Raw genomic sequence first — 23,707 nt, forward strand, 5'->3', positions numbered from 1 at the left:
GTTATTTCCGATTTTAGCCTAGAAAATAGAAATGAAAACTTAAAAAACTATCTTAAGTTTCTAAAAAAGTTGCATCGCGAATAGGTCGCAGCATACTATTTTATAAACCATTTTCAAAACAAAATATTGAACAAAAATAATTCCTAAAATAAAGGAGAGTGATGCCCAATTCCCTTGTTCCAATAAAATTTGCAAACTAATTACGTTGGTATATCCTAGTGGTAAAGCGCCTAATAAACTAATTGAAAACCCTAAAAGAATTGGTTTTTTTTTAGAATGTAAAGCAGCAATCAATTTCATATTTATGTAGGCTTGGTTCAAATACAAGTATAGACATGCACATTGCTAATTCCTGACGACAGTAGATAAAAAAAACCAATAAGTGTTTTTGAGGCTTATTGGTTTTCAAATCTAGATAATTTTCAACTTATTTTTTCCAAGCTCTTGAAGTAAAAGGAGCTTCTAATTCAGGATTGGTAATATGGTTTGAATAATTACTGATTAATTTCACAGCAATACCCGCTAAAATTCCCAGAACATGTTGCTCTGTGTATCCAACAGCTAAGAAAGCATCCACTTCTTCTTGCGGTACAATACCTCTATTTAAAGAAAGAGAACGGGTTAGTTTTGATAATTGCGCTAATTTGGGATCCGTGATTTGTTTGCCACTGCGTATAGCATCGGTAATTTCTGTTGGAACCTTAGCCATATCTGCAAGGGTGCTATGAGCAGCAACACAATATTCACAATTATTTTCATAAGCTGCCGTTAGGAATACCACTTCTTGCTCTGTTGCATTGAATCCCGCATTGGCTCTAAAGCTATTGTAAGAGTAGATGTAAGCATCTAACAAAGCGGGATTAGCTCCCATGGTTTTATACATGTTGGGAACAAAACCAAAGGCTTTTTGTGTTTTGTCGAAAATCTCTTGTGTTATAGGAGAAATGGAATTGTTTTCTAATTTTAAATGTGCCATTGTATTTGTTTTTTAATTAATAGAATAGTTTTTATTAACTACACAAAGGTGCGAGGAATTCTAAAATAAAACTTTGGTAGGAAGTTCAACTATTTGCTTATTTGGTCCAAACGGTAATTTGAAGGAGAATTATTGAATTTGTCATGAAAAAGTTTAGAAAAGTTAGCCAGATCATTAAAGCCACAATCGAAAGCAATGTCAGTTATCCGTTCCCCAGAGATACGTAAAAGTTCCGCCGCTTTTTCTAGTCTTTTATTCCTAATGTAATTGGCAGGAGTATCATTATAATTTTTTTTGAATTCTCTTTTAAAGGAAGATAAACTCAAATTAGTCATTTCGGCCAATTCTTCGGTGGTGAAATGGTAGTAGAGGTTACTTTCAATAATTTGCTTGAAACTATAACTACTAGGAGAAAAAAGCTGCGATAATATTTGTTGAATAAGAGGTGCATTTTTCGTTTGGCATAATAGCAGAATGATTTCTTTTAATTTAATAATCAATAAATCCTCACTGATAAGGCTTGGATTGTCAAAATAGAACAACAAACTCTCAATGTATTTTTCAATTAGAAAATCATTGTTAATGGTGCTTAAGTCGATATTTGAATCAACAATAATAGGCTGTTGAAAAACTTTAGGTAAGTCAGTATCGTATATTTTTCTTAATATTTCTGGATGAAAATGAATCACAACAATTTCATGTTTTTGTGCTTTAACCGTACTTTTTATCTGACTGAAATAAGAACCACATTTTAATAAAACAGCATCATTTTGCGGGATAATCACTTTTTGATTTGGAGTGTCATAATTGATTTGTCCTTGCAACATATAGAGAAAGCAGGCTTCATCAGGCATTGGGTTTGGAATCTTAAAAGGCGATTGAATGAGTAGCTTTTCAAATATTTTTTTACCAAAGAGCTCGTATCGTTTTCGTTCTACTATCATTTTAAAGATCTTGTTTTATTTTTTTAATTGTTAGAACGTGTAAGTAAGAATTGCTAACCAATTAGAGCATATTAGATTTCTTTAATAGCTTCAATGATTTTATTTTTCTTGTCTTCGTCTAATTGAGACATATTTTTATTGGAATCAATTGCAAACCATTTACCTATGAGTGCATCGAGTAATTTGGATTGTTTTTCGTATTCATTACAAGTCCTGCACAGGGCTTTGTGCGCTTGTAATTGCAACTTTTCTTTCAACGTTAAAGGAGTAAACATTTGTTTGTCGATTAACTCTGTTGTCTTTTTACAGGGTCTCAACAATGTTCTCATTACTGTATTCATATTCTTCGAATATTAAAGTTTGGTTAAACCCATTTCAATTCCAGACATTTTTTTAGCAATAGCTTGGATCGATGCACAATCTGCCAATAATTAGACGCAGTAATTTCTAATTCCTGACAAATAGTTTCTGTTTTTTTATCACTTAAATATTTGGATGTTACGGCTAATTTCCATTTCTGTGGCAGGTCATCCATGCAATTTTCCATGATTGAATTGAATTCAGGATTGTCTAGTAATTCTTGGTCTTGATCCCAAGCGGCATTGATATCATTTGATTTCCAGCATCCGTACGTATTAAAAATTCCATCCGAAAGTTCATAACCACTATTTTCAGTCAAACTGAAGTTTTTCTTAGTGGTTCGAGCACTTAATCGATAATAATCAATTACTTTATTATTGAGTATGGAGAACAACCAAGTCTTAGGGTGGCTTTTGCCTTGAAAACTATCTATTTTATAGAATGCAGCCATGAAAGTATCTTGTACTAAATCCTCAGCAACTTCCTTGGAAGATGTTTTGAAAAAGGCCCAAGAATAGAGTTCATCACTAAATTGATTGACCCATTGTTCTAGAATTGATTTTGGATTTTCTTTAATTTGGTCCATTAATTTTACCTTTATTATTTAAAAAATCCAAATATACTCATTTTTCTAACCTTGGAATCTTACTCTTTTCATAAAAAAGGTATAGGATCACCGTGCTGTATTCGATAGCAATAAGCCAATAATTTTCTGAAAACATTATTTTTGAATAGGCACTATAGCTTAAAATAATAGTGTAACTCCACAAAAGAGGATATTTATAGGAGGTAAAAACAGCAATCAAAATTAGATTTATGACATACCAAGGATGCACTGTTGTAGCGGTGAAAAAATAAACCGTCAATGCTAATAGCATACTGTTGAATAAATGGAGACTGTTTTTGTTTTTTTTATGCAAACTTTGTAAAGCAATAAAAGCGACAATAAAAAAAGGGATTATTTTCCCAGTAATGTGAATAATATTGTATCCTGTGATCCAGAAACCAATCTGACGAATGATGTAATAAATACTGGCGTTGAATTCAAAATTAGTAAACCACAGTCCAATGGTTTCGCTATAATTCTGAATTAATTCTTTGGAAAGAAAGGGTAGGAATAGCAAAATATTTGTACCAATAACAATAGCGTAAAACGAAATCGCTTTTTTCCATCCTAATTTTCTAAAAAACAGCGGTAATAACAACAATGGCAGTAATTTGACTGATATAGACAAGGCCAAAATTACGGTGGCTAATTGCCATTTGTTTTGTTCCAAGAGATAAATTGCCCAAACAAAAAAGAACAACATGACTCCTTCAAAATGTAAATTCCCAGTTAGTTCAATCAGCACTAGGGGATTAAGAATATACCAGAAAATGCGGTGTTTCTCCATTCCTAAACGGACTAGTAATTTACTGCCGAAATATAAAGTTCCAAAATCGGCTGCGATGATTAGTAATCGCATTCCTATTGCTGCTCCTAGTATCGATTGATTACTGAAAAAGGCCGCTACAGCAAATAAAAATTGGTTGACAGGGGGATAATTCGAATAATGTCCAGCACTTAAATTTCCCATTCCGCTATACAAATCGTTGCCATTGGGGATCGTAAAGTAGCTTTGGTTGATTAGGTCTTTTGGTAACTGTAAGTAAGGATTTATATTTTCAAGGATGAGGTTTCCATCCCAAATAAAACGATAAAAATCTTGAGATAAATTAGGTGTGGCAACCAGAAATAGCAAGCGAAATAATAGTGCTGCTCCAATTAGAAATGAAAAGTTATCTTTTTGAAGTTTGATTAGTTGATAAAACGAAACAAATAATAAGCTGTAAGAAAGCAGTAAATATAGAAAATCGGCGCGGTTCAAAACGTAAGCTATATATAAATACACCAATATACTTAGTGAAAGAAAGCAATAGGACTTAACGTTATGTAAAGCGCTCGAACTCATTTATTCATTTGTATCGATTTGACGAATACAAAACTAAAGCCTATAAAAAGCATTAGATGTAAGGCAATTAAACTGTAATCATTCAATAGAAAAGCGCTATACATCGCAAAAACGAAGTACAGAACTAAGATCCCTTCGATAATTATATTTTTTGAAATAGTCTGCGATAGATAACTATTCTGTTTCCATTTTTCTTTAAGTCCTTCAATATTTAGCTTTGGAGTGCGTACAAATTCACTTTTCTTACCCCACAAACCTTCTAACACTGCGATGGTGTTGTGAAAAGAAAATCCCATTGCAATGGTATAAAAGGTAATAAACAGAGCGATGTATTTGAGAAAGTTTTTGAAGCCTCCGCCATGAATACTTTTGTAAGTGGCCCAATAACTAATAAAAAAGAGGATAGAAGTAATGATAAAAAAGAGTAGTACGTCAAATACTTTTTCAAATACGGCGAATTCATTCTTTATATAGAGCATTGGAACACTTAAGATTGCCATTGTAAAAATAGCTAAAAACATAGAACTATTCAATAAATGCAATATTCCATGCGCTTTTGTTTTGAATCCGATGGATTTTGATTGTAGTACGCGAATTGCATTTTTGCTAAAATTTTCAGCTCCACCTTTATTCCATCTGAATTGCTGAGAACGTGCAGCACTAATGATGGCTGGCAGTTCAGCAGGAGTAACCACATTTTCCAGATATTTGAATTTCCAGTCTTTTAACTGTGCACGATAACTTAAATCCAAGTCCTCGGTAAGTGTGTCACTTTCCCAGTCCCCTGCCTCAAGGATGCATTGCTTTCTCCACACTCCGGCAGTTCCATTAAAATTAATAAAATGCAATTTTGAATTGCGTCCTACTTGTTCTAGCGTAAAGTGGGCATCTAGTGCAAAAGCCTGAATTTTTGTCAATATCGAATAATCGCGGTTCAGGTGTCCCCACCGGGTTTGGACTACACCAATTTTAGGATCTTTAAAATAGGGAATTGTTTTGTAGAGCCAGTCTTTTTGAGGAACAAAATCAGCGTCAAAAATAGCAATAAATTCTCCTTTGGCGCTAAGCAAACCTTCCTTTAAAGCGCCTGCTTTAAAGCCCGTTCTATTGCTGCGTCTCATGTGCTTTATGTCCAGTCCTGACTGTGCGATTTTGTGAATCAAGAGTTCTGTTTCTAGTACACTATCATCTGTGCTATCATCCAGAACTTGAATTTCTAATCTGTCTTTTGGATAATCCATTTTTGCTATTGTCGTTAACAGCCGTTCCATAACATATTTTTCATTATATACCGGAAGTTGTATCGTAACAAAGGGAATTTCATTTGGGTTTGAAAGGTCAAATTGTACCGACTGATCTCTACGCTTTTTGCTTCTTAAATAATTTAGCAGTAAGTTAAAGTGAGCCAAACTATAAAAAAATAAAAGCAAAATTGATATGCTGTATAGAATTACAATGATATATGAAAGTAGTAACATGCTATTGTTTAAAGGTGTATTTGAAAATCCATCCTATTATTTTTATTCCCGCCATAATGGTTCCCTTCACTGTTCCTGATACTTTTGAAATACCAATTCTATTTTTATAGCGAACCGGAATTTCTATGTAGGACATTTTTTGTTTGAGAACCTTAAGTTGCATTTCTACGGTCCATCCATAGGTTTTGTCTTCCATGTTTAAAGCGACTAATTTTTCATATTTAATTGCTCTAAAGGGACCTAAGTCTGTAAATGTAGCATTAAAAAATCTTTTCATTAAAGTTGTTGCCAGCCAATTTCCAAAAACCTGCTGTGGTGTCATCGAATGTTTGTCTCTGAAACGGGCTACTCTTGCACCAATAACAAAATCAATATCGTCCATTATTATAGGAGCAATAATTTGAGTCAATTCTTGAGGATAGTCGGAATAGTCTCCATCCAAAAAAACAATAATATCTGGCTTCGTTTCTAGTTGCGCAATGTATTCCATTCCTTTAAGGCAGGCATAACCATATCCTTTTCTGTTTTCAGAGAGTACTGTAGCACCTGCATTTTTGGCGACTTTAATCGTATTATCTGTCGAATTATTACTGATAACAATAACTTCCGAAACACTAGATGGAATATCTTGAATGACATACCCTATGGCTTTTTCCTCATTGTAAGCAGGAATAATTACTTTAATATTTTTCATATTTTTTTTAAGTCTCTTTAAAAAAGACTGATTTCCTCTGCGAAAATAAGGATTAATGTAAAAAGGAATTCGTTATTTTTGGTTTATTAAATCCATTAAATCAACATCATTTCCTAACAAAATTTCATTCGAATTGATTCTGCCAGCAGGCGTATCGTTTTCTAATTTTAATACACCTCTAGGACATACGGCTGCACAAATGCCACAACCTACGCAAGAAGAACGAACAATGTTTTCTCCTTTTTGAGCATAACTGCGCACGTCAATCCCCATTTCACAATAAGTAGAACAGTTCCCGCAAGATATACATTGACCACCATTAGTAGTTATTCTGAATTTTGAAAATAATCGTTGCTGTAATCCTAAGATTGCTGCCATAGGACAACCAAATCGACACCAAACGCGATTGCCTAGAATTGGATAAAAACCCACACCTACAATGCCACTAAAAGCAGCACCAATAGCAAAACCATACCATTCCCTTAACGAATTACTGTCAATAAAAAGAATGTTTTGATTCCCTGAAAAATAATTAATCAACAATGAAATGATAATAATAGCCACTAAGGAGAGCATGGTAAAAACAGCATCTTTATCTAAATCTTTTCGTTTAAAAAGGTATAATGCTCCAGTAAAAACAAGTAAGAAAGCAACAATTCCCCAAATAAAATGGTCTTTTGTAATAAAGCTCATCTCGGGATTATTAGATAAAAAAGTAAAGATAACGGCAATGGTCATTACAAATGAAAAAACCAATACCGAATGGATCATCCAGCGTTCTATTTTCCATACCGTATCAGTCTTATTGGATAAATGTCTAAAGCTATCTCCAGCAGTCTCCGCCAGACCACCGCAACCACAAACCCAAGAGCAATACCAGCGTTTTCCATAGAAATAGGTTAGAATAGGAGAGATAATAAAAATCATCGCTATTCCAAAAAATAACATAAACAAACCCAGATTACCTCCTTCGAGCATCCCTTTTAAATTCCAATCATTAAAGAAATAGTAATTCAATGGCCACATGTTTTTCAAATCCTTGGTGAAATAGGCTTTCTCTGGATTCAGTTTTTCTAATATTTCAGGAATCAAAAAAGCAAATCCTAACTGAAAAAACATCACTGATATTGTACGTATTAATTGGTACTTGTTGTGCCGGTATTTCAAGATAAATTTATAGCCCAAACCCAAAATAGCAATGGTATATAATGTGCCATATACAAACCATTGGCTGGCTGGCTTTCCATTTAAAATATAACTTAAAGGGTCAAAAAAACCAACGATTCCAGTGCTTTTCCCACCGTCTTGATTGAGCCCTAAGTATTGCGGATACCAGTACAAAACAATATAAAAAGAGGTCAGTATAATACCCGTCATCCAAGCCCAACTACCTCTATTTGTTAAGTCTTTATGCCAAATTCCGTTGTTTTTTATTCCTTCAGGTTGGTTAAGATAGGTTCTATTCGCATACACTATTATTCCCGTAAAAATAGCAAAGATTGATCCAGCAAGCCATAAACCTTTATTAGGGAATGAAACATTAAATAAAGCCAATGTCATTATGAAAAGTCCAAGCAATCCTAGCGTAACTCCTAATTTCTGGATTCCGTCCATATCCTGGTTCTCATGAGAGGCGATAGATATATTTTTAATTGATTTGCTCATGTTATATTGTATTTACACCAACGAAGTGGCTGCTAAATTGCTTTTGGATTTCTTTTTCGTGTGATTTGAAAAATTCGGGATCAAAATTAGCTTTCGCTAAATTTTTCATAACATAATCCACCGTTTCTTTGTTGGTCAAGACTTTATCAAAGAATTCATGGCGCAGGCGGATTCCAAAAGTATTAATTCCTAAAAAAGTACGGTCTTTTTTGTCAAATGAAATTCGGATTGCTTTTTTACCCGATTGATGTTCCCAGTAAAAGTGCTCTTCATTTTCTTTGGCGGCAGCCCAAACCCATCCGTAGGTTTGGTATTCGATGTCTAAAAATTTGGCCGAATTGAACCAATGTCCTGGTTTATAAGCGGTGCGCGTTCCTGTTAATGTCTGTGCTAGTGCCTCTCCCATCATGCGGCCCGTATACCAAACGGCTTCGATGGGTCGGCGTAAATCAATGGCTTCATGTTGTTCCGCACAATCGCCAATAGCATAAATATCTTTTATATTTGTTTCTAAGAAACGGTTTACTTTCACTCCTTTTCCTAGTTCAATTCCAGAATCTTTTAAAAAATCAATATTAGGGGAAACACCAGCGGTCAGCCCAACAATTTCACATTCGATAGTTTCTCCTTTATCGGTAACGATGGCTCTAGCATGTCCTTTTTCATCGGAAAGAATTTCGACCATATTGGTATCTAATCTTAAATCGATGTGATGTTCCAGTATGTGCCGGTTGATCATTTGGCTTTCGCCGAAAGGCAAAACACCATCCCAAAAACTTTTTTCCCGAACCAAGAAAGTTACAGCGATATTGCGAGACCGAAGCATTTCAGCTAATTCGATTCCTATTAAACCTCCGCCTACGATCACCGCCCGTTTGGTGGTAGGTGCCCAGTTTTCTAAAGCTTCTAAATCCCGTTTGTGATAAAGACCAGTAACGCCTTGTAAATCTTGTCCCGGCCATCCGTATTTGTTGGGTTTAGATCCTGTAGCTAGTACTAATTTATCGTAAGTTAGTTTGGTATTGTTCTCTAAGATAATTTCTTTTAAATTAGGAACTACAGCAGTTATTAATCCTTGAAGAAGTTCAATTTTGTTTTTTTTCCAAAAATCATTTTCATAAGGTTGTGTGTGTTCCCACTTCATGTGTCCCATAAATACATACATCAAAGCAGTACGAGAGAAGAAAAACTCAGTTTCGGAGGAGACAATAGTAATTTTCGAATCTGATTTTTTCCGAATGTGCTGTGCGAGTGTAACTCCAGCAATACCGTTACCAATAATGACTATGTGTTCCATATAAAATGAATTTGTTCGTTGATTGTTTAATAAAAACAGGCGACTATTGACTTTAAAATTAGTACTTTAAAATGAAAGTAGACTTAGTTTATTTTTTTTTAAAATCAGTAGCAGGTTCAAAATCGGCTGCATCTGCTTTGATGAATTTGATATTTGTCAGCGTTGCTTGTCCTAATTCCTCAGTAAGTCCTTTTCCCTCTTTCCATCCCCAGAAAACCCATTTGGTAGCTATAGGAATTCCATCCACTTCTTTATAGTCTAAATATTGAATCGCATGCGGATTTTTCTCGGCATCTTTTTTACCCGCCTTTAATGTAACAATATAAGCCGATTTTTCAAGTAAATTTGTCTTTTTATCGGCATAAACCACATACCAGTCATCAGGTGCGTCGCCAGTTCCTGATTTAAAAGTTAGCTTTTCAGTGAGGTAATTTTGTTGGTCTTTTTCTATATTGTCATACGAATTCCAGATTGTCCCTGGATCCATTAATTTATAGGGAAAAAGGAAAAAATATTCCCAAGTGAAGGCATCAAATCGAACAGATTCTTCATTTGGAATTGTTGCAGCGTAGAATACTTTATCTTGATCGAAAATGATTTTCGCTCCATTTTTATACTCAATGATTCCTTTTGTGGAATTAGTAAGAATCGTGAATTTGGCATCCATTCTTTCTGTACCGCCAAAAGCTAATTTTAGATCAAACTGCACTGCTTCTTTAGCTAAGAATTCTTGTTTATGGTGTGCTTTCTCCACTTTGTCCGTAAATTTCAAGTTTTCTTCATTTGGTTTACAGCCTACAAGCGTTAATATGACGGCTGTTAAAGTAAGGGCAATCTTTTTCATTATCTATTGTTTAATTAATGTATTTGTCTTTTTTATGCTCTTCAATTTGATTTCACAAGAAGAGTTTATAGGATGTGTTTTTTATAATACCGAAGCATACTTTCAGCAGGATGACCTAATCTGCGTTTAAGATGAATAATCCCAAAATGGAATTGCAAACGCCAAACCCCATTTTCGCGGTATCTTCTGGCTGAAGTAATAATATAATCCGGAAGTACCACAAATTGTTTTTTGGCGTAAAGCCTCGAAATGATTTCGTTGTCTTCATAAATAATATATTTTTCATCAAAACCTTTTATTTCCTCAAATAAATTTTTAGTTATAAATAAGGATTGGTCTCCACCGCGACATGAAATATGATTGAAGCGAGTGAACCACTGTGAAGCCATTAAAAGGGGATGATTGTAATCAAATTTAAGTCTGAAACAGCCTGCCAGATTCCCTTTTTGTATCGTAGTAGTGATGATCTGGTCAAAATGTTGTGGAGGAAAACTATCACAATGCAAAAAATAGAGAATATTACCAGTTGCTACTTTAGCTCCTGCATTCATTTGTTTCGCTCTTCCTTTCCCAACTTCAATTAAACGTACATTGAAATTTGCACGTAATTTATTTTGCGAGCCATCGGTACTGCCACCATCAACAACGATTATTTCGATTGCCTCTTTTTGGAATATTTTACTTTCAAGATGTAGCAGTAATTTGCTAATGCTATTGACTTCATTAAAAATAGGGATGATGATCGAAATTTTATTCATTCAAACTCCAATTATAGTCTTTGTAATTTACTTTGGCTTTACTACTTATTTTGACTGTGCTGTATTGATTTAAATAATCAATAACAGAACCTTTTTTCTTAAAATCACCAGAGAACCAATCAAATATTTTTGAGATTTCAATTTTATTTGTTGTGATACTATTTTTAGTTTTGTCATTAATAAAACTTTTTGCTGCAGCTGTTAATTGTTGCTCTAATTTTGCCTCGGTATAGGCTTCATTTCGCAAATTGGGACAAGAAAATGAAGCGCAATTAATTGCAAAATGAATTCTAGGTTCGTCCATTTTGCGCAGGATTTCATGTTCGATTTCCTCTAAACTGTATTTTTTGTTTCCCAAGGAAAAGAATTTTTTACCCCAAGGATCACTAATATCCTTGATGCTTTTGGTTGGATAGTTATCTAAAATTAATTGCACCGTAAACGCATTGTACGCATTAATCCAATAGGCAAGAATAGCGTTTTTAGACCAGGATTTTGCCGGAACATTGGCAGATAATTCGTTGAGGTACAACTTTAGCTCTTTACTGTCTTTTTGAAATCCTTTGTAATTTACGATTCCATTTTTAGCAACATTTTTTTGCAATAATACATTCCATTTAGCATGATTCATTGTCGGAGCGGCTGCTGCAACTACAGTTTGGTATGCGGAAGTTGGTATTTCAGGATTATTTTTATTTTTTCCACAGGAAAGCAGTGGTAATAGGAGTAGGGTTAAAAAATATTTTTTCATCAGTACTAATTTTAAATTATACAATATAGACCGTCATCAACCTCGTTCCTGACACAAAATAGTAATTATTTTTTCAAAGGATAGATTTCTTGCGTGATAAAATCTTTTGGAAACTCATTTTCATCGTCAAAACCAAGTTCGATGTCTCTTCCGTCTGAGGGGATGTAGTTGGTTTTGAATATATAGTCCCATATACTCAGTGAAATTCCAAAGTTGGCGCCATATTTATTCGGCATTTTTTTACTGTGATGCCAAATATGCATTTTGGGATTATTTAAGATATATTTTAAAAATCCGTAGTCCCAGCCTACATTAGCGTGGTTCAAATGGCCTATGGCAATCGAAATGAAGTGGACGATAAAGACATCTTGAAGATTTACGCCACCAATAAGAATAATCGGAATGTAAAGTATTGATTTGTAGACCAAAGGTTCCATCCAATTGTATCTAAAATGCGCTGCAAAACCCATTTCCTTCACACTGTGATGCGTTTTATGTATTTTCCATAGGAAAGGAACACTATGGAGTAAACGGTGAACATTCCATTGAATAAAATCGCTAATGATGAAAAACACCAATAATGCTAATGGTTTAGGTAACTCAGATATAGAAAAAAGCTGAATAGACATAAGTTCTAGTCCAAATACATGCAGTATGTCATTTATAAACTGCTCCATTACATTAGATAGAGCAATGAGTAGAATTAAATTGAGTAAGAAAAAATTAAAAAAAAGATAAAAGAGATCTAGCCAGAAATCTTTTCGGAAAATGGCTTGTTGTTTTCTCCAAGGAAAAACGATTTCAAGGAACCATACGACCAAAGAAATGGCAATTAGTCCATAAAAATAGTTATCCCACTTCCAGTATAAAATTTCGTTTTTTAGATAATTTAAATAACCGCTATAGGAATTTAGGAATATGTCAATGTATTTTTCCATTTGTGGTATGCAATTGTTTTGTTGGTGCTATTTGTGACACCGTTTAATTCACTTTTTTTCATCCTACTTACTTACCAGGACAGGGTTTAACTTGGCCCAATCATAACTACTTCGTTTTAAATCATCAAAGGTATCAATATCATTTAAAGTATCCAAAAGACAAACTTTTAACGTTGCTAAATCCCTTACAGTTGCTTCAAAAACCGTGCTAGTTCCCCAGTCTTTATTTTGGAAAATAAGAGTATTGTTTTTCTTTAATCCTAATAAATAATAACCGCCATCTTCAGCGCGCCCTATTACAACATCATGATCTTTAAGTTCTTTAAAGGCAGTTTCAATAAGCGTTGCTTTTAAGTCAAATAAATCACTACCTATAATAATACAGTTTTGATAGCCCATTTCAAAAAGAGATGCAAAGGCATCTTGCATTCGTTGTCCTAAATCACCAGTGGATTGCCGTTTTTTTTGATAAAAATCCTGTGACCAAATATCCTCTTTTACAATAACAGAATCATAAAACACAAATTTATCACATTTAATAGCATGTGTTTCATTCTTGGTATGCAAGAGCAAATCGTTGTAAACAATCAATGCTTTTTCGTCTCCTATAGTTTTGGCAAGTCTGGTTTTTACTTTGCCTAATTCAGGGTTACGAGTAAAAATTATAAGTGCATCAGTTTTCATAAACCTTAATTCCTTTTGTTAAATAAATACTCCATGATTTGTTATAAGCGTGTACGCTATCAGTCACTTTATTGTGATTATTTACCGCCTTTCCGCCATAATTTTTATATTCAAATATGCCACCGTACAAATTGTAGACATTTTTATAGCCCATTTTGAGAAGTTTTTCACCAATTTTTTCACTGCGAACACCTATAGAGCAATAAACAATAATAGTTGCACTTTTATCTTTAACAGTGGCCGTAATAGTGTTGGACTTAAAATGATCAAAGCCCACAGGAATGGCATTTCTGATATGACTAACATTGAATTCTTTGGGTTCTCTGGCGTCCAAAAAGACTAGATTTTTTTTATCTTTAAGGTCTTTCACTTTTATATAAGGAACCGTCTCTTGATTGAGTTTTTTCAATACTTGTGGAATGCTGTTTTGTGCAGACAAAGCAACTGAAAAAAGGAAAGGGATAAAATAAATATAGAAGCGCATGTTTTTTTTATAAAGGTATCTAATTTATTAGACGTCTAAAAACTTATTTACTGACAGTGTACGTTTTAAACAAGACAAAAGAAAAATAGTATGGGCTATAATAGTTCTTCTTCAATCGTGCGGAATCCTTTTTTTAAGGAATTACCCTAAATTTTTATATCAAATCTATAGCAATACACGTTATTTATCTGTAAATTAGCATTAGCTAGTACTAAAATTATTAACTAATAAAAAATTATTATGAAAAATCTAGGCCTTTTTTGTTTGCTATTGACTTGTATTGGACTCGGAAGCTGTAAAAATAATCAAAGTGAAAAAATCATTGAAGCTAAGGAAGCCAAAGAGTTAGTAAGCGAACAGTGCTATAAAGCGGTTTATGAAAAAGACACGCTTGATTTGAAAATTAACACGTTCAAAGATGGAGAAATAACAGGTGATATGGTCATGGCAATTGCTAATATGCCGAAAAAGGTAGGTGAAATTGTAGGGGAATTTAAAGGTGACACCTTATTTGCTAGCTACACTTTTATCCAAGGTACTGATAAAGAAAAAACATTTAAAAATCCTATGGCATTTTTAAAAAGAGGGAATGAGCTCATTTTAGGAAATGGACAAATCCAAATCACGTTGGGAGCTTCTCACTTTGTAAAAGGAGAGCCTATCGATTTTGAGCGAGTAAAATATAAATTTTCCGAAGTGGATTGTATTGAAAAATAATAAAGTAAGGAGGGAGCGAAAGCTCCCTTTTATTTTTTTAATATGTACTGGTTTAAGCCTTTATTGTGAACCTTAAATACACAAAAAATAGTTTTTGTATATAATTTTATCAATATTTTAAAATCAGTCACGATAGAAATAAAAAAACTTAAAATAATCCTACAAAGTGGAAAGTCCTACCTTTATGGGTTTAGAATACTGCTACAGCACCTAATTAAATTCCCATATCTATCCATGTAAGGGATTGTTTTGACAGTACTAATTGCGCTTTTCGTTTGTTTTCAAAATGTATAAAAGCAATCCGGATACATCTAAAATTTAAAATTCTAAATAATTAAAATAGTTTACGAAGGTCTTTCTCCTCGTATTAACTCGTATTTTAAAATATATTTTGAATAATGACCAGTTATAAAAACGTCCTTTCTTGTTTTGCAAAGTCTTTAAAATTTCAGCTTCGACGTTTTATTTTAGCTCTATCTTATCGATCTGTAGTTTGAAATTTTCATTTTTCTTGTTTCCTATTAAAAAAGTGATTTCGTTTATAAAATCTTCCGAAAAATTAGGCTGGTTGAGCCTTCTTCCGCGCCAGGAAGGATACATGTCTTTTAAGGGTATTTTTATTTCTTGCCATTCACCTGAAGTTGAAAAGGGCATTATATAGGAGTAATAATCACTATAATTGGATTTTATTCTTAATTGATATTCTTTGCCATCCCCCCGAAGTTTAACGACTATAGTAGTAAATTGCTTTAATTCTGTTTTTTGAAACCTATAGCGAACAGATGAAAAGCCTCCATTATTATCCAATGATACGCTGCCTGCGAAAACACCAAAACCATCTTCATTTAATTTAAATGTGCTGAAAGATTCTCCACCCATCACAACGTCATCAATAATAATCCAATCTTTAATATTTGAATTTTTATCAAAATCAAAAATGATCTTGGAGTTTATTGAAGATAATAAAATCATCATAAATAGTACTTTTTTCATAACATTTAAGCTTTTAATTTTTACTATTTTTAGTTGGTAGTTTACATTGATACAATGGTAATTGGATTATTGCCACGAAGTTAGTCATTTTTGCAATGCACAAAAGTTATAAAGTGCTAGGGTCTAAAATTGCAAATAAATTCGTCCGTTTTTTATGATTCCCCTTGATTTTTTTAACAATTAAATTATAAATTTTGCTCGACACTAATTTTTTTTCCGTTATCAAGATTATAGACTTTATAATTTTTTTTTAGATAAGAATTAGCTTGGGATAATGAGAAAGAAAAGTAGAAGTGTTGGTTAATATACTATTTTTCATATCTTTAAAAATAAATCAAACCAGTATGAAAAATAAATTAATGCTTTTGCTGCTCTTTAGTAGCACAATTTTGTTGGCGCAAGATACGTATATTCAATGTGGTAAAATTATAGATACCAAAACCGGAAAAGTCCTAACTAATAAAACCATAATAGTTTCTAATAAAAGTATTAAAGCCATTCAAGACGGTTTTGTATATCCTACAAATCCTGCAGACAAAGTCATCAACTTGCAAACCAAAACGGCTATGCCTGGTTGGATAGATATGCACGTACACCTTGAAGAAGAAACCTCTCCAACTCGCTACGTGGAAGAATTTACGCAAAATGATGCAGATGTCGCCTTTAACTCCTTAGGTTTTGCAAAATCAACCCTTATGGCGGGCTTTACTACGGTGCGTGACCTTGGTGGCTCAGGGATTAATGTTTCGCTAAGGAATGCTATTAATCAAGGAAAGGTGGTAGGCCCAAGAGTACTAACTGCTGAGAAAGCACTAGCTTCAACAGGAGGACATGCAGATCCAACAAATGGGTATCGTAAAGACTTAATGGGAAGTCCAGGTCCAAAAGAAGGAGTGGTTAACAGCCTTGAAGATGCAAGACAAGCTGTGCGACAACGTTATAAAAACGGAGCCGACTGGATCAAAATAACCGCAACAGGAGGTGTATTGTCTGTTGCCAAAAGCGGGAGTAATCCACAATTTACTCAAGAAGAAATAGAGGCTATCGTAGGGACAGCCAAAGATTATGGAATGCAAGTTGCCGCTCATGCTCATGGAGATGAAGGTATGCAGCGCGCCATTAGAGGTGGTGTAAAAACCATCGAACACGGAACAGAGATGAGCGAAGCCACTATGGATTTAATGATCAAATACAATGCTTATTATATTCCAACACTTTCAGCAGGAAGTTATGTGGCAGAGAAGGCTCTTATCCCTAATTATTATCCTGCTATAGTGGTACCAAAAGCATTGGCTATAGGGCCAAAAATTAAAGCTACTTTCTCGAAAGCATACAAAAAAGGAGTGCCTATTGGATTTGGTACTGATGCAGCAGTTTTTCCTCATGGCGATAATGCCAAAGAATTTATCTATATGAATCAAGCAGGTATGCCCATTATGAAAGCTATCCAAGCAGCCACAATAGTAAACGCCAAGATATTGGAGATGGATCAACAAATAGGAGCAATAGAACCTGGCTATTTCGCCGATATAGTTGCCACAAATGCTGATCCCACCGAGGATATCAATACGGTTACTAACGTAGTATTTGTAATGAAAGATGGAGTGGTTTACAAACAATAATTTGAAATACCATTCCAAATGTAATTAGATATTTAAAGGAGTTACCGCAGGAAATATTTCCTGAGGTAGCTTTCTTTCTTAATTTTTGGACTTTTTACCATTTTTAATGTTATAATGCTGCAGAACTTCTTTCAATTTTGCAATTCGAAATACAATAATAAACCAAATCTTTTTTTTTAAATTACCAGGTAAGTAGCTATGTATCTCTTACGTACTATTATTTTATTTGTTTTAAATAGAGCTAAAATTATGCGCTTTATTTCTTATTCATTTATCTTCTAATTTTTTTTCTTGCTGTAAATTACCTCATTTGTTGGCGTCTTGAACCAAGTTTGCAACCCATTAAATTTTAAATTTTGTAAATCTGGATTAAAAATTCATGTTCAAACCGTACCGAATTATAGTATGCAATAGCAAAAAATGGACTTTAAATCCCAAATTATTTATCCTCATTCAGGCAGATACACTCTTAAATGGGTTTCATTTGCTTAAATACCATATTGATATTTGTGAAAGAAAGGCAAACGAATAATCGAAAATTAAGTAGAGCGTTTATGTTGCTAAATTTGTATTTGAAGGTAAATATATTTTGGAGCAAGTTTGCAAAATCAATAGTAGCAAAAAGAATTATATCGGCAATTAATATTAATTCAGAAAGAGCAAAAAAGTGCTCAAGCCCTATATAGTTAGGATTTTAATAATCTAAAAAAAATTGAAGCATACATTATTAACCAGAATAACAAAGAATTTTGTCAATGACAAATATTAAATTCTCTAATTAAATAGTATAATTTACTGTTGCTTAAATTGAAAAGTGGAACTCTTTTTTTTATAAATACCATCATTTTACCAGTAAAAGGAGAAGTTAGAAGAGAATTTTATATGTTTCTCAAGTTCGCTAAGAAGTAGGTTTGCATTAGTATCGCTGCAAGCGCCCTACTGCAGTGGACTTGTGAAAAAAATATCAAAAATTAAAAAGGAGCTTGTTTGGTTTTAAGTTGTTAATTATGTATCGGTTATTTAGATTTCAAAAAAGGAATAGGATTACTAAAATAGTGGTTTCCTTTTTAAGTAGCAAACGTATTCGGATTAATGTCTTTTGTCACTGCAGTACTTCATTCAGCTTTAACAGCTTAAAAATTAAAATTTTTTAGTCGTAAAACGTTGTCATAGGTCAAGGTTTACTACTGTTATTATTTTTAATTTTGAAAAAAACAAAATATTATTTAGGTAAATCCTTTTTAACAATCTATTTGAAGGATTTAAAGTATAATAATTAAGGTTTTTATAGTCTTTTTTAATTCCATTTTTAAAAAACAAAATGAAACAAGTTACTCTTAGCAATCAAGTATTGTATTTATTAAGTATATCAGCAGGGCTAGTAGTTGCTAATTTGTATTACAATCAGCCCTTACTTCATCAAATCTCGGTTAGTTTTAATGTATCAGAGGCGGAGGTGAGTAATGTTGCTTTATTTACCCAATTAGGATATGCTTTAGGTTTATTATTTATTATTCCCTTAGGAGATATGGTTTCTAATAAAAAAATACTACGATTGGATTTTTTAATTATGGTCATCGCTTTGATAATAGCCGGATTGGCTAATTCGCTACTTGTATTAATTTTAAGTAGCTTTATTGTTGGTTTTACCTCAGCATTACCGCAATTGTTTGTTCCTATGGCTGCACAACTTTCGGATGATGAAAATAGGGGAAGAGCTATAGGCATTGTGATGAGCGGACTTTTGATTGGGATTTTGGGGAGTCGTGTGATTAGTGGTTTTGTAGGAGAACAATTTGGATGGCGTGTGATGTTTTATGCAGCTGCAGTAATGATGATTATCTTATTTGTAATCTTAAAGTTTAAGTTGCCCACTATTGAACCAGTATTTAAGGGTAGTTATGCAAGTTTGATGAAATCGCTTCACCATTATTTTAAAACCGATGCTTCATTGCGTTTGGCTACCTTAAGAGGAGGATTAGCCTTTGCCGGACTAAGTGCTTTTTGGACCACTTTGGTATTTTTGATGCAAGATTCTTTTGGATATGGAAGTACGATCACGGGTGCGTTTGGAATACTTGGTATTGTTGGGGCTTTGGCAGCTACTTTTGTTGGGAAAATTAGCAGTACGGTAAGTAATAATTTGGTCATTTTGGTAGCCATTTTGCTGCTAATAGTTTCCTGGATTGTTTTATTATTTTCTGGAAATTCTCTTGTAGGTTTGATGATTGGTATTCTACTCGTTGATTTAGGGTTACAAGCTTTACATATTACAAATCAGAAAATTATCTTTTCTAAGAGTCCAGAGGCTAGGAACAGGGTGAATACTATTTATATGGTTGGTTTTTTTATTGGTGGTGCTTTTGGAACTGTTGCTGGAGCTTTGGCTTGGGAAAATTATAAATGGCTTGGGGTATCGGCACTTGGAATTATTTTGTCTGTTTTAATTTTGATTGTACATCTTGTCTTTAGAAAAATCTAAATTTTTAGGATTAGAATATAGTTTTGGAATCAAAAAGGACAAGGTAGTATCAGCAAGTTATTTCTAGAATGTAAGTGTAGTATTGCGAGTAATATGATGTAAGCTAATCCATAGGTTTTTGACTTGATCCACTGGATTTCCGAAACTTTTAGGAATGATCCTCAAACAGGGTACCTGCCGAATTAGATTTAAAGTGTGAAATGAAATTATGCTTCAATTACAATTTAATCAAGTTCAACGGTTAGGTGCAGATAAATATAGGATTTTGTAAAAACAGGAAGATATTGAAATGAAAAAAGCACCCTTTTGGGGTGCTTTTCGCGGAGAAAGAGGGATTTAATACTCTTTGCTATGTGGTTGATATATTGATGATTATATATCTTATTTATTCAAGTGCCCCTATATGTGCCCCTTTAAATATTTCGTAGTTTATCAACTGTGATGATAGGTGTAAAAATACGAAAAAAACCAATAAAAAAGGCCTTTAATTGTCAAAACTTGAATTGGTTAGCTATTATTTTTTGAACATGTAAAGTTCAAAAAATGTATAGGTTAATCACAGTTTCTATCCAATAATTAATGGTTCAACCTGTTCCATTTTTAGGCTTGTATATTGGCAAAACTCTTCTATTGATACTAATTCATTTTGGAGCTTGTTGAGCTCCTTTCTAATGTTTTGCAGCATTCTAATGCTTTGTCAATAACTCTTCCCGGTTATGCGTTGTATGTCCTTCGGGTAGATACACAATCTCTTATTATCTGTTCTCATACTCTATCTATAGCTTTGATTAGGCTTTGACTTACTTGAAACTCCTGTTGTCCAATTTATTGGATTCAATAAAATTAGTTAAAAATCTCTTTCATTCAGAAGCAGCGATTTGTTACAATTTTGAGGTTTTAAAAGTGTCATTTAAGTCGATTTATGCCATTTATGTCTGATACTGACATATGGAATATAAGAGTCTTTTTTATGCGATTTAATTAGCTAAAATTTGTTTTAAAATCCATCGGAATTGTTGCAACGGAAAGTGGACTCAAGGAAAATTTAAAACAAATATTAATCTAAATTTTAGAAATTATGGCAAGACAGAAAGGCATAATTAAATTAAAAGGGACTATCGGAGATATTACCTTTTACAAAACCCAAGATGGACATTTGGCACGTGAAAAAGGAGGCATTGATGCCAGCAGAATCAAAAATGATCCTGCGTTTCAAAGAACACGTGAGAATGGTTCCGAATTTGGAAGAGCCGGGAAAGCTGGGAAAATTTTGAGAACGGCTTTGAGAGCGTTGCTTTTAAATTCTGCGGACGGCAGAATGGTAAGCCGATTAACGCAACAAATGGTTAAAGTTATTCAAGCGGATACCATTAGTATAAGAGGGTTGCGAAATGTTATTGACGGTGAAGCGGAATTACTCGCAGGCTTTGAGTTCAATATCAGAGGTAAACTGGGCACCAGTTTGTTTGCTCCCTATGTTGGGACAATTGACAGAGTAACGGGTGATATCACAGTTAATTTGGCTTCTTTTATTCCCGCCAATATGATTGCTGCACCAAGTGGAACTACACATTTTAAAATTATTTCGGCCGGTGCTGAAATTGATTTTGAAGCTGAAACATTTGTTGAAGCGCATTCAGAAACTGCAATTTTGCCTTGGGATATGACGCCAACAGCAGCGATTAGTCAAACTAATGGAGTAACTCCAAATAGTACAAAACCTTTGTTTTTGGCCTTGGGAGTTGAGTTCTACCAACAAGTTAATGGACAAATGTACGCATTGAAAAATGGTGCATATAATCCATTAGCATTGGTATCTGTAAGCGGATTGTAAGATGGTTTTACTACTGTCAAGAACTTATTTCCCTGATGGAACAAATAGCAAACTCGAATGCGAGGGTAAATTTATTTGTAACACCATTGAATTACCATGGAAGAAAAACGAAACGAAGGTTTCTTGCATTCCGGAAGGGAAATATTTTATCAGAAAGCGTTACAGCAATAAATTTAAGTGGCATTTGGAAGTTATGAATGTTGAAAACAGAAAATTTATTATGATTCATCCCGCTAATAATGCACTTTTAGAATTGAATGGCTGTATTGCACCAGTAACTCAATTTTCTGGACCTGGTTTGGGTCTGATGTCACGAAAAGCATTTTATAAATTGGCAGCGTTGGTTTATAAAGCTTTAGACCGTGAAGAAGATGTTAGTTTAATTGTTCAATCTTAAATTCATAATTATGAATGTAATAAAAAGAGCGAAAGCTCCAACGCCGAAATTTTTTAAAGTGCTTCGAAATATTGGGTTGGTTTTGGCAGCTGTTGGCGGAACTATTTTGGCTGCGCCTGTGGCGTTGCCAGTTGCAATAGTTTCAATTGGTGGATATATTGCTGTTGCTGGTGGCGTTATTTCCGCTGTTAGTCAATTGACTTCAACTAAAGATGCAATACAGTAATCCAGCTTTAGTTGGTACCGCTGGCGGTACTTTTTTGAGTATAATTCCGAATTTGAATTCGGAAGATGTTGTAAAAACTATTATTTTAGCCACTTTGGGTGCAATTGTCAGTTTTGCAATTTCGATTATACTCAAATTCTTGATTCGAAAGCACAAAAAATAATGCAATTCAAGTTGTGGTGACCGTGAATTGTATTTTTGAAAGCCCATTCCGCAAGGTTTGGGCTTTTTTAGATTTAATTTTCTTCAAATAGATTCAAAGTAACTTCTTCGACTACTACTTCCGCACAAGAACAATACAGACCGTTATATTTTGCGCTGTCAATTGCCTTGTTTCTGCTATCGAATATTCCAAAGCAAACTCTTGATGCTTTGGATTTCCAAACATCGGTTTGGTATAAAATAAATAATTTCATAGGTATAGTTTTTAAATTAATAAATCAATTTTTCTTGCAGTAGCGGTGTAAAATAACCCTTCTCATATCGTTAATAAGGTTGATATTTTGATGAAATTGTTCTTCCTTGAGTTCCAACAACCTCAACGCTTTTACATCTTTCTGATGCGCTTCAAAATCTTGTAGCATTTCATTGACTTTTAAAGCAAAATCTTTTTTAAAATCTTGAATTCGCAAAAATGGAATGACAGAACCGCAAAGGGACTGGTACCAGAATTTGGATTTCCAAAGGCTATACGCAAGCCAGTACACAGTTTTTGAATCCTCTTCGTTTGAAAAAATGATAACAAAACTATTGGTGAACGGCTCTTTTTGCGGCTTACCACTATTCATACCTTTGTTAAGGATGAAAATTTGACTTCCTTTGTAAAGAGTGCGTTTTTGGTGGGTTTTTACAATAAAATTCATCATGGCTTCGGATTTAAAATGATGCTCTCGCTACGCTCCGCACCATGTAATTTTTAAAAGAAAAAAAGAAAAAAAAGAAAGTCGTCTCATAAGTGGAGGTTTCAAGAAAATCAAGTTTTTTTGAAAAAATACTACCCGAATGGGTGGAGATTTTATCAAAAACCCGTAGGGCTTGAACTTTACTTTCTTGAAACTGGAGCTTACCTTTACTTTCTTTTATTTATTTTTTTTCCTCGTTAGCAGGATGTTTCTTATTTGGATTTTATTTGATTTTTGACTTATTTCAATCGGAAGTGAGGTTTTGAAATTAATTGAAAGTGTAATGGGGAATATTATCAAAAATCAAATACTATGCTTACCGAGTGCGCTGGCAGTAGCGAGAGCAAGGGTATGGATTTTTATTTTACCGATTTGAAACTGTATGGACAATGAAAAATCATACTCTTGCTGGCTTTTTTTGTTTTTGTGGGTGCTTTAATTTAATTAACATCAAATCCGCTCTTTTAAAAAGCACCTGCAAAAACAAATGCAAATACTTCCTAGTGCGGTGGCAGAAGCGAGAGTAAGGGTGTCGATTTTTTATTTGTGGGCCGGAATGTTTGTGATTGCTTTTCTTGGTGGCTTGATGCCCATCGTTGTTTTAAGAAAGAAGGTTAAGTACATGACAAAAAACTAAATAAGCTGTAATTTAGATTGTTAAATCCAGTCAAAAGAAATTTTGACAAGAAGTCTAATCCATATTTAAATA

Annotated in this window: 25 protein-coding genes; 6 read left to right on the forward strand and 19 right to left on the reverse strand. The window is 33.7% G+C overall.

Annotated features, from left to right (window positions below; all coding sequences use genetic code 11):
* Nucleotides 1–60 precede the first annotated feature (60 nt).
* The 16 genes from BUC11_RS14505 to BUC11_RS14580 all read right to left on the reverse strand — a co-directional run bounded on the left by BUC11_RS14505 (nucleotide 61) and on the right by BUC11_RS14580 (nucleotide 13,825).
* A complete protein-coding gene (locus tag BUC11_RS14505; RefSeq protein ID WP_073355216.1) occupies nucleotides 61–300 on the reverse strand; it encodes a hypothetical protein in 240 nt (79 codons plus the stop codon).
* Nucleotides 301–427: 127 nt separating this feature from the next.
* Entirely contained in the window at nucleotides 428–976 is a 549-nt protein-coding gene (locus BUC11_RS14510; RefSeq protein ID WP_073355218.1) for a carboxymuconolactone decarboxylase family protein, read from the reverse strand.
* 89 nt (nucleotides 977–1,065) lie between these two features.
* Complete coding sequence (locus BUC11_RS14515) at nucleotides 1,066–1,920, reverse strand: helix-turn-helix domain-containing protein (protein WP_073355219.1); 855 nt, start codon at nucleotides 1,918–1,920, stop codon at nucleotides 1,066–1,068.
* Between the two features lie 71 nt (nucleotides 1,921–1,991).
* Nucleotides 1,992–2,261, reverse strand: a complete 270-nt coding sequence (locus BUC11_RS14520; protein WP_073355221.1) for a hypothetical protein — start codon at nucleotides 2,259–2,261, stop codon at nucleotides 1,992–1,994.
* A 23-nt stretch (nucleotides 2,262–2,284) separates the two neighbouring features.
* Complete coding sequence (locus BUC11_RS14525) at nucleotides 2,285–2,866, reverse strand: sigma-70 family RNA polymerase sigma factor (protein ID WP_073355223.1); 582 nt, start codon at nucleotides 2,864–2,866, stop codon at nucleotides 2,285–2,287.
* 37 nt (nucleotides 2,867–2,903) lie between these two features.
* On the reverse strand, nucleotides 2,904–4,172 hold the full coding sequence (locus BUC11_RS14530) for an MptA/MptB family glycosyltransferase (RefSeq protein ID WP_245793918.1): 1,269 nt from the start codon (nucleotides 4,170–4,172) through the stop codon (nucleotides 2,904–2,906).
* A gap of 56 nt (nucleotides 4,173–4,228) precedes the next feature.
* Entirely contained in the window at nucleotides 4,229–5,710 is a 1,482-nt protein-coding gene (locus BUC11_RS14535; RefSeq protein ID WP_073355228.1) for a cellulose synthase family protein, read from the reverse strand.
* A gap of 1 nt (nucleotide 5,711) precedes the next feature.
* Entirely contained in the window at nucleotides 5,712–6,404 is a 693-nt protein-coding gene (locus BUC11_RS14540; RefSeq protein ID WP_066082730.1) for a glycosyltransferase family 2 protein, read from the reverse strand.
* Nucleotides 6,405–6,476: 72 nt separating this feature from the next.
* Complete coding sequence (locus tag BUC11_RS14545) at nucleotides 6,477–8,069, reverse strand: 4Fe-4S binding protein (RefSeq protein WP_073355230.1); 1,593 nt, start codon at nucleotides 8,067–8,069, stop codon at nucleotides 6,477–6,479.
* Nucleotide 8,070: 1 nt separating this feature from the next.
* Entirely contained in the window at nucleotides 8,071–9,366 is a 1,296-nt protein-coding gene (locus BUC11_RS14550; RefSeq protein ID WP_073355232.1) for an NAD(P)/FAD-dependent oxidoreductase, read from the reverse strand.
* A gap of 88 nt (nucleotides 9,367–9,454) precedes the next feature.
* Nucleotides 9,455–10,210: a DUF6503 family protein gene (locus BUC11_RS14555; RefSeq protein ID WP_073355234.1), complete on the reverse strand. Its 756-nt coding sequence runs from the start codon at nucleotides 10,208–10,210 to the stop codon at nucleotides 9,455–9,457.
* A 65-nt stretch (nucleotides 10,211–10,275) separates the two neighbouring features.
* Nucleotides 10,276–10,968: a TIGR04283 family arsenosugar biosynthesis glycosyltransferase gene (locus BUC11_RS14560; RefSeq protein WP_073355236.1), complete on the reverse strand. Its 693-nt coding sequence runs from the start codon at nucleotides 10,966–10,968 to the stop codon at nucleotides 10,276–10,278.
* Complete coding sequence (locus tag BUC11_RS14565; RefSeq protein ID WP_073355239.1) at nucleotides 10,961–11,719, reverse strand: DUF547 domain-containing protein; 759 nt, start codon at nucleotides 11,717–11,719, stop codon at nucleotides 10,961–10,963. The genes BUC11_RS14560 and BUC11_RS14565 overlap by 8 nt, the downstream gene beginning before the upstream one ends.
* Before the next feature lie 65 nt (nucleotides 11,720–11,784).
* Entirely contained in the window at nucleotides 11,785–12,657 is an 873-nt protein-coding gene (locus tag BUC11_RS14570; protein WP_073355241.1) for a sterol desaturase family protein, read from the reverse strand.
* A gap of 63 nt (nucleotides 12,658–12,720) precedes the next feature.
* Nucleotides 12,721–13,341 carry a TIGR04282 family arsenosugar biosynthesis glycosyltransferase gene (locus BUC11_RS14575; RefSeq protein ID WP_073355244.1) on the reverse strand — a complete coding sequence of 207 codons (621 nt, stop codon included), beginning with the start codon at nucleotides 13,339–13,341 and terminating at the stop codon, nucleotides 12,721–12,723.
* A complete protein-coding gene (locus tag BUC11_RS14580) occupies nucleotides 13,331–13,825 on the reverse strand; it encodes a rhodanese-like domain-containing protein (RefSeq protein WP_073355247.1) in 495 nt (164 codons plus the stop codon). The genes BUC11_RS14575 and BUC11_RS14580 overlap by 11 nt, the downstream gene beginning before the upstream one ends.
* A 240-nt stretch (nucleotides 13,826–14,065) precedes the next feature.
* On the opposite strand from BUC11_RS14580, the gene BUC11_RS14585 reads away from it, so the two are divergent.
* Complete coding sequence (locus tag BUC11_RS14585) at nucleotides 14,066–14,542, forward strand: hypothetical protein (protein ID WP_073355249.1); 477 nt, start codon at nucleotides 14,066–14,068, stop codon at nucleotides 14,540–14,542.
* 462 nt (nucleotides 14,543–15,004) lie between these two features.
* Here BUC11_RS14585 and BUC11_RS14590 read toward each other — a convergent pair whose 3' ends face one another.
* Entirely contained in the window at nucleotides 15,005–15,535 is a 531-nt protein-coding gene (locus BUC11_RS14590; RefSeq protein WP_073355250.1) for a CIA30 family protein, read from the reverse strand.
* A 344-nt stretch (nucleotides 15,536–15,879) separates the two neighbouring features.
* Between BUC11_RS14590 and BUC11_RS14595 the strand changes: the two genes are divergently transcribed.
* The 5 genes from BUC11_RS14595 to BUC11_RS14620 all read left to right on the forward strand — a co-directional run bounded on the left by BUC11_RS14595 (nucleotide 15,880) and on the right by BUC11_RS14620 (nucleotide 22,096).
* The gene (locus tag BUC11_RS14595) at nucleotides 15,880–17,157 is read left to right on the forward strand and encodes a metal-dependent hydrolase family protein (RefSeq protein WP_073355252.1); all 1,278 of its coding nucleotides are present in this window, start codon (nucleotides 15,880–15,882) and stop codon (nucleotides 17,155–17,157) included.
* 1,321 nt (nucleotides 17,158–18,478) lie between these two features.
* The gene (locus BUC11_RS14600; protein ID WP_073355253.1) at nucleotides 18,479–19,639 is read left to right on the forward strand and encodes an MFS transporter; all 1,161 of its coding nucleotides are present in this window, start codon (nucleotides 18,479–18,481) and stop codon (nucleotides 19,637–19,639) included.
* Nucleotides 19,640–20,717: 1,078 nt separating this feature from the next.
* On the forward strand, nucleotides 20,718–21,473 hold the full coding sequence (locus tag BUC11_RS14610; RefSeq protein ID WP_073355255.1) for a hypothetical protein: 756 nt from the start codon (nucleotides 20,718–20,720) through the stop codon (nucleotides 21,471–21,473).
* Nucleotide 21,474: 1 nt separating this feature from the next.
* Nucleotides 21,475–21,870, forward strand: coding sequence for a DUF5675 family protein (locus tag BUC11_RS14615; protein ID WP_073355256.1), 396 nt, complete (start codon nucleotides 21,475–21,477; stop codon nucleotides 21,868–21,870).
* A gap of 10 nt (nucleotides 21,871–21,880) precedes the next feature.
* A complete protein-coding gene (locus tag BUC11_RS14620; protein ID WP_073355258.1) occupies nucleotides 21,881–22,096 on the forward strand; it encodes a hypothetical protein in 216 nt (71 codons plus the stop codon).
* A 236-nt stretch (nucleotides 22,097–22,332) separates the two neighbouring features.
* On the opposite strand, the gene BUC11_RS14625 is transcribed toward BUC11_RS14620, so the two are convergent.
* Complete coding sequence (locus BUC11_RS14625) at nucleotides 22,333–22,512, reverse strand: hypothetical protein (protein WP_073355259.1); 180 nt, start codon at nucleotides 22,510–22,512, stop codon at nucleotides 22,333–22,335.
* 24 nt (nucleotides 22,513–22,536) lie between these two features.
* A complete protein-coding gene (locus BUC11_RS14630) occupies nucleotides 22,537–22,962 on the reverse strand; it encodes a DUF6943 family protein (RefSeq protein ID WP_073355261.1) in 426 nt (141 codons plus the stop codon).
* Nucleotides 22,963–23,707: the final 745 nt, after the last annotated feature.

It is taken from the genome of Flavobacterium xanthum, assembly GCF_900142695.1.
In the GTDB taxonomy this organism is placed as follows: domain Bacteria; phylum Bacteroidota; class Bacteroidia; order Flavobacteriales; family Flavobacteriaceae; genus Flavobacterium; species Flavobacterium xanthum.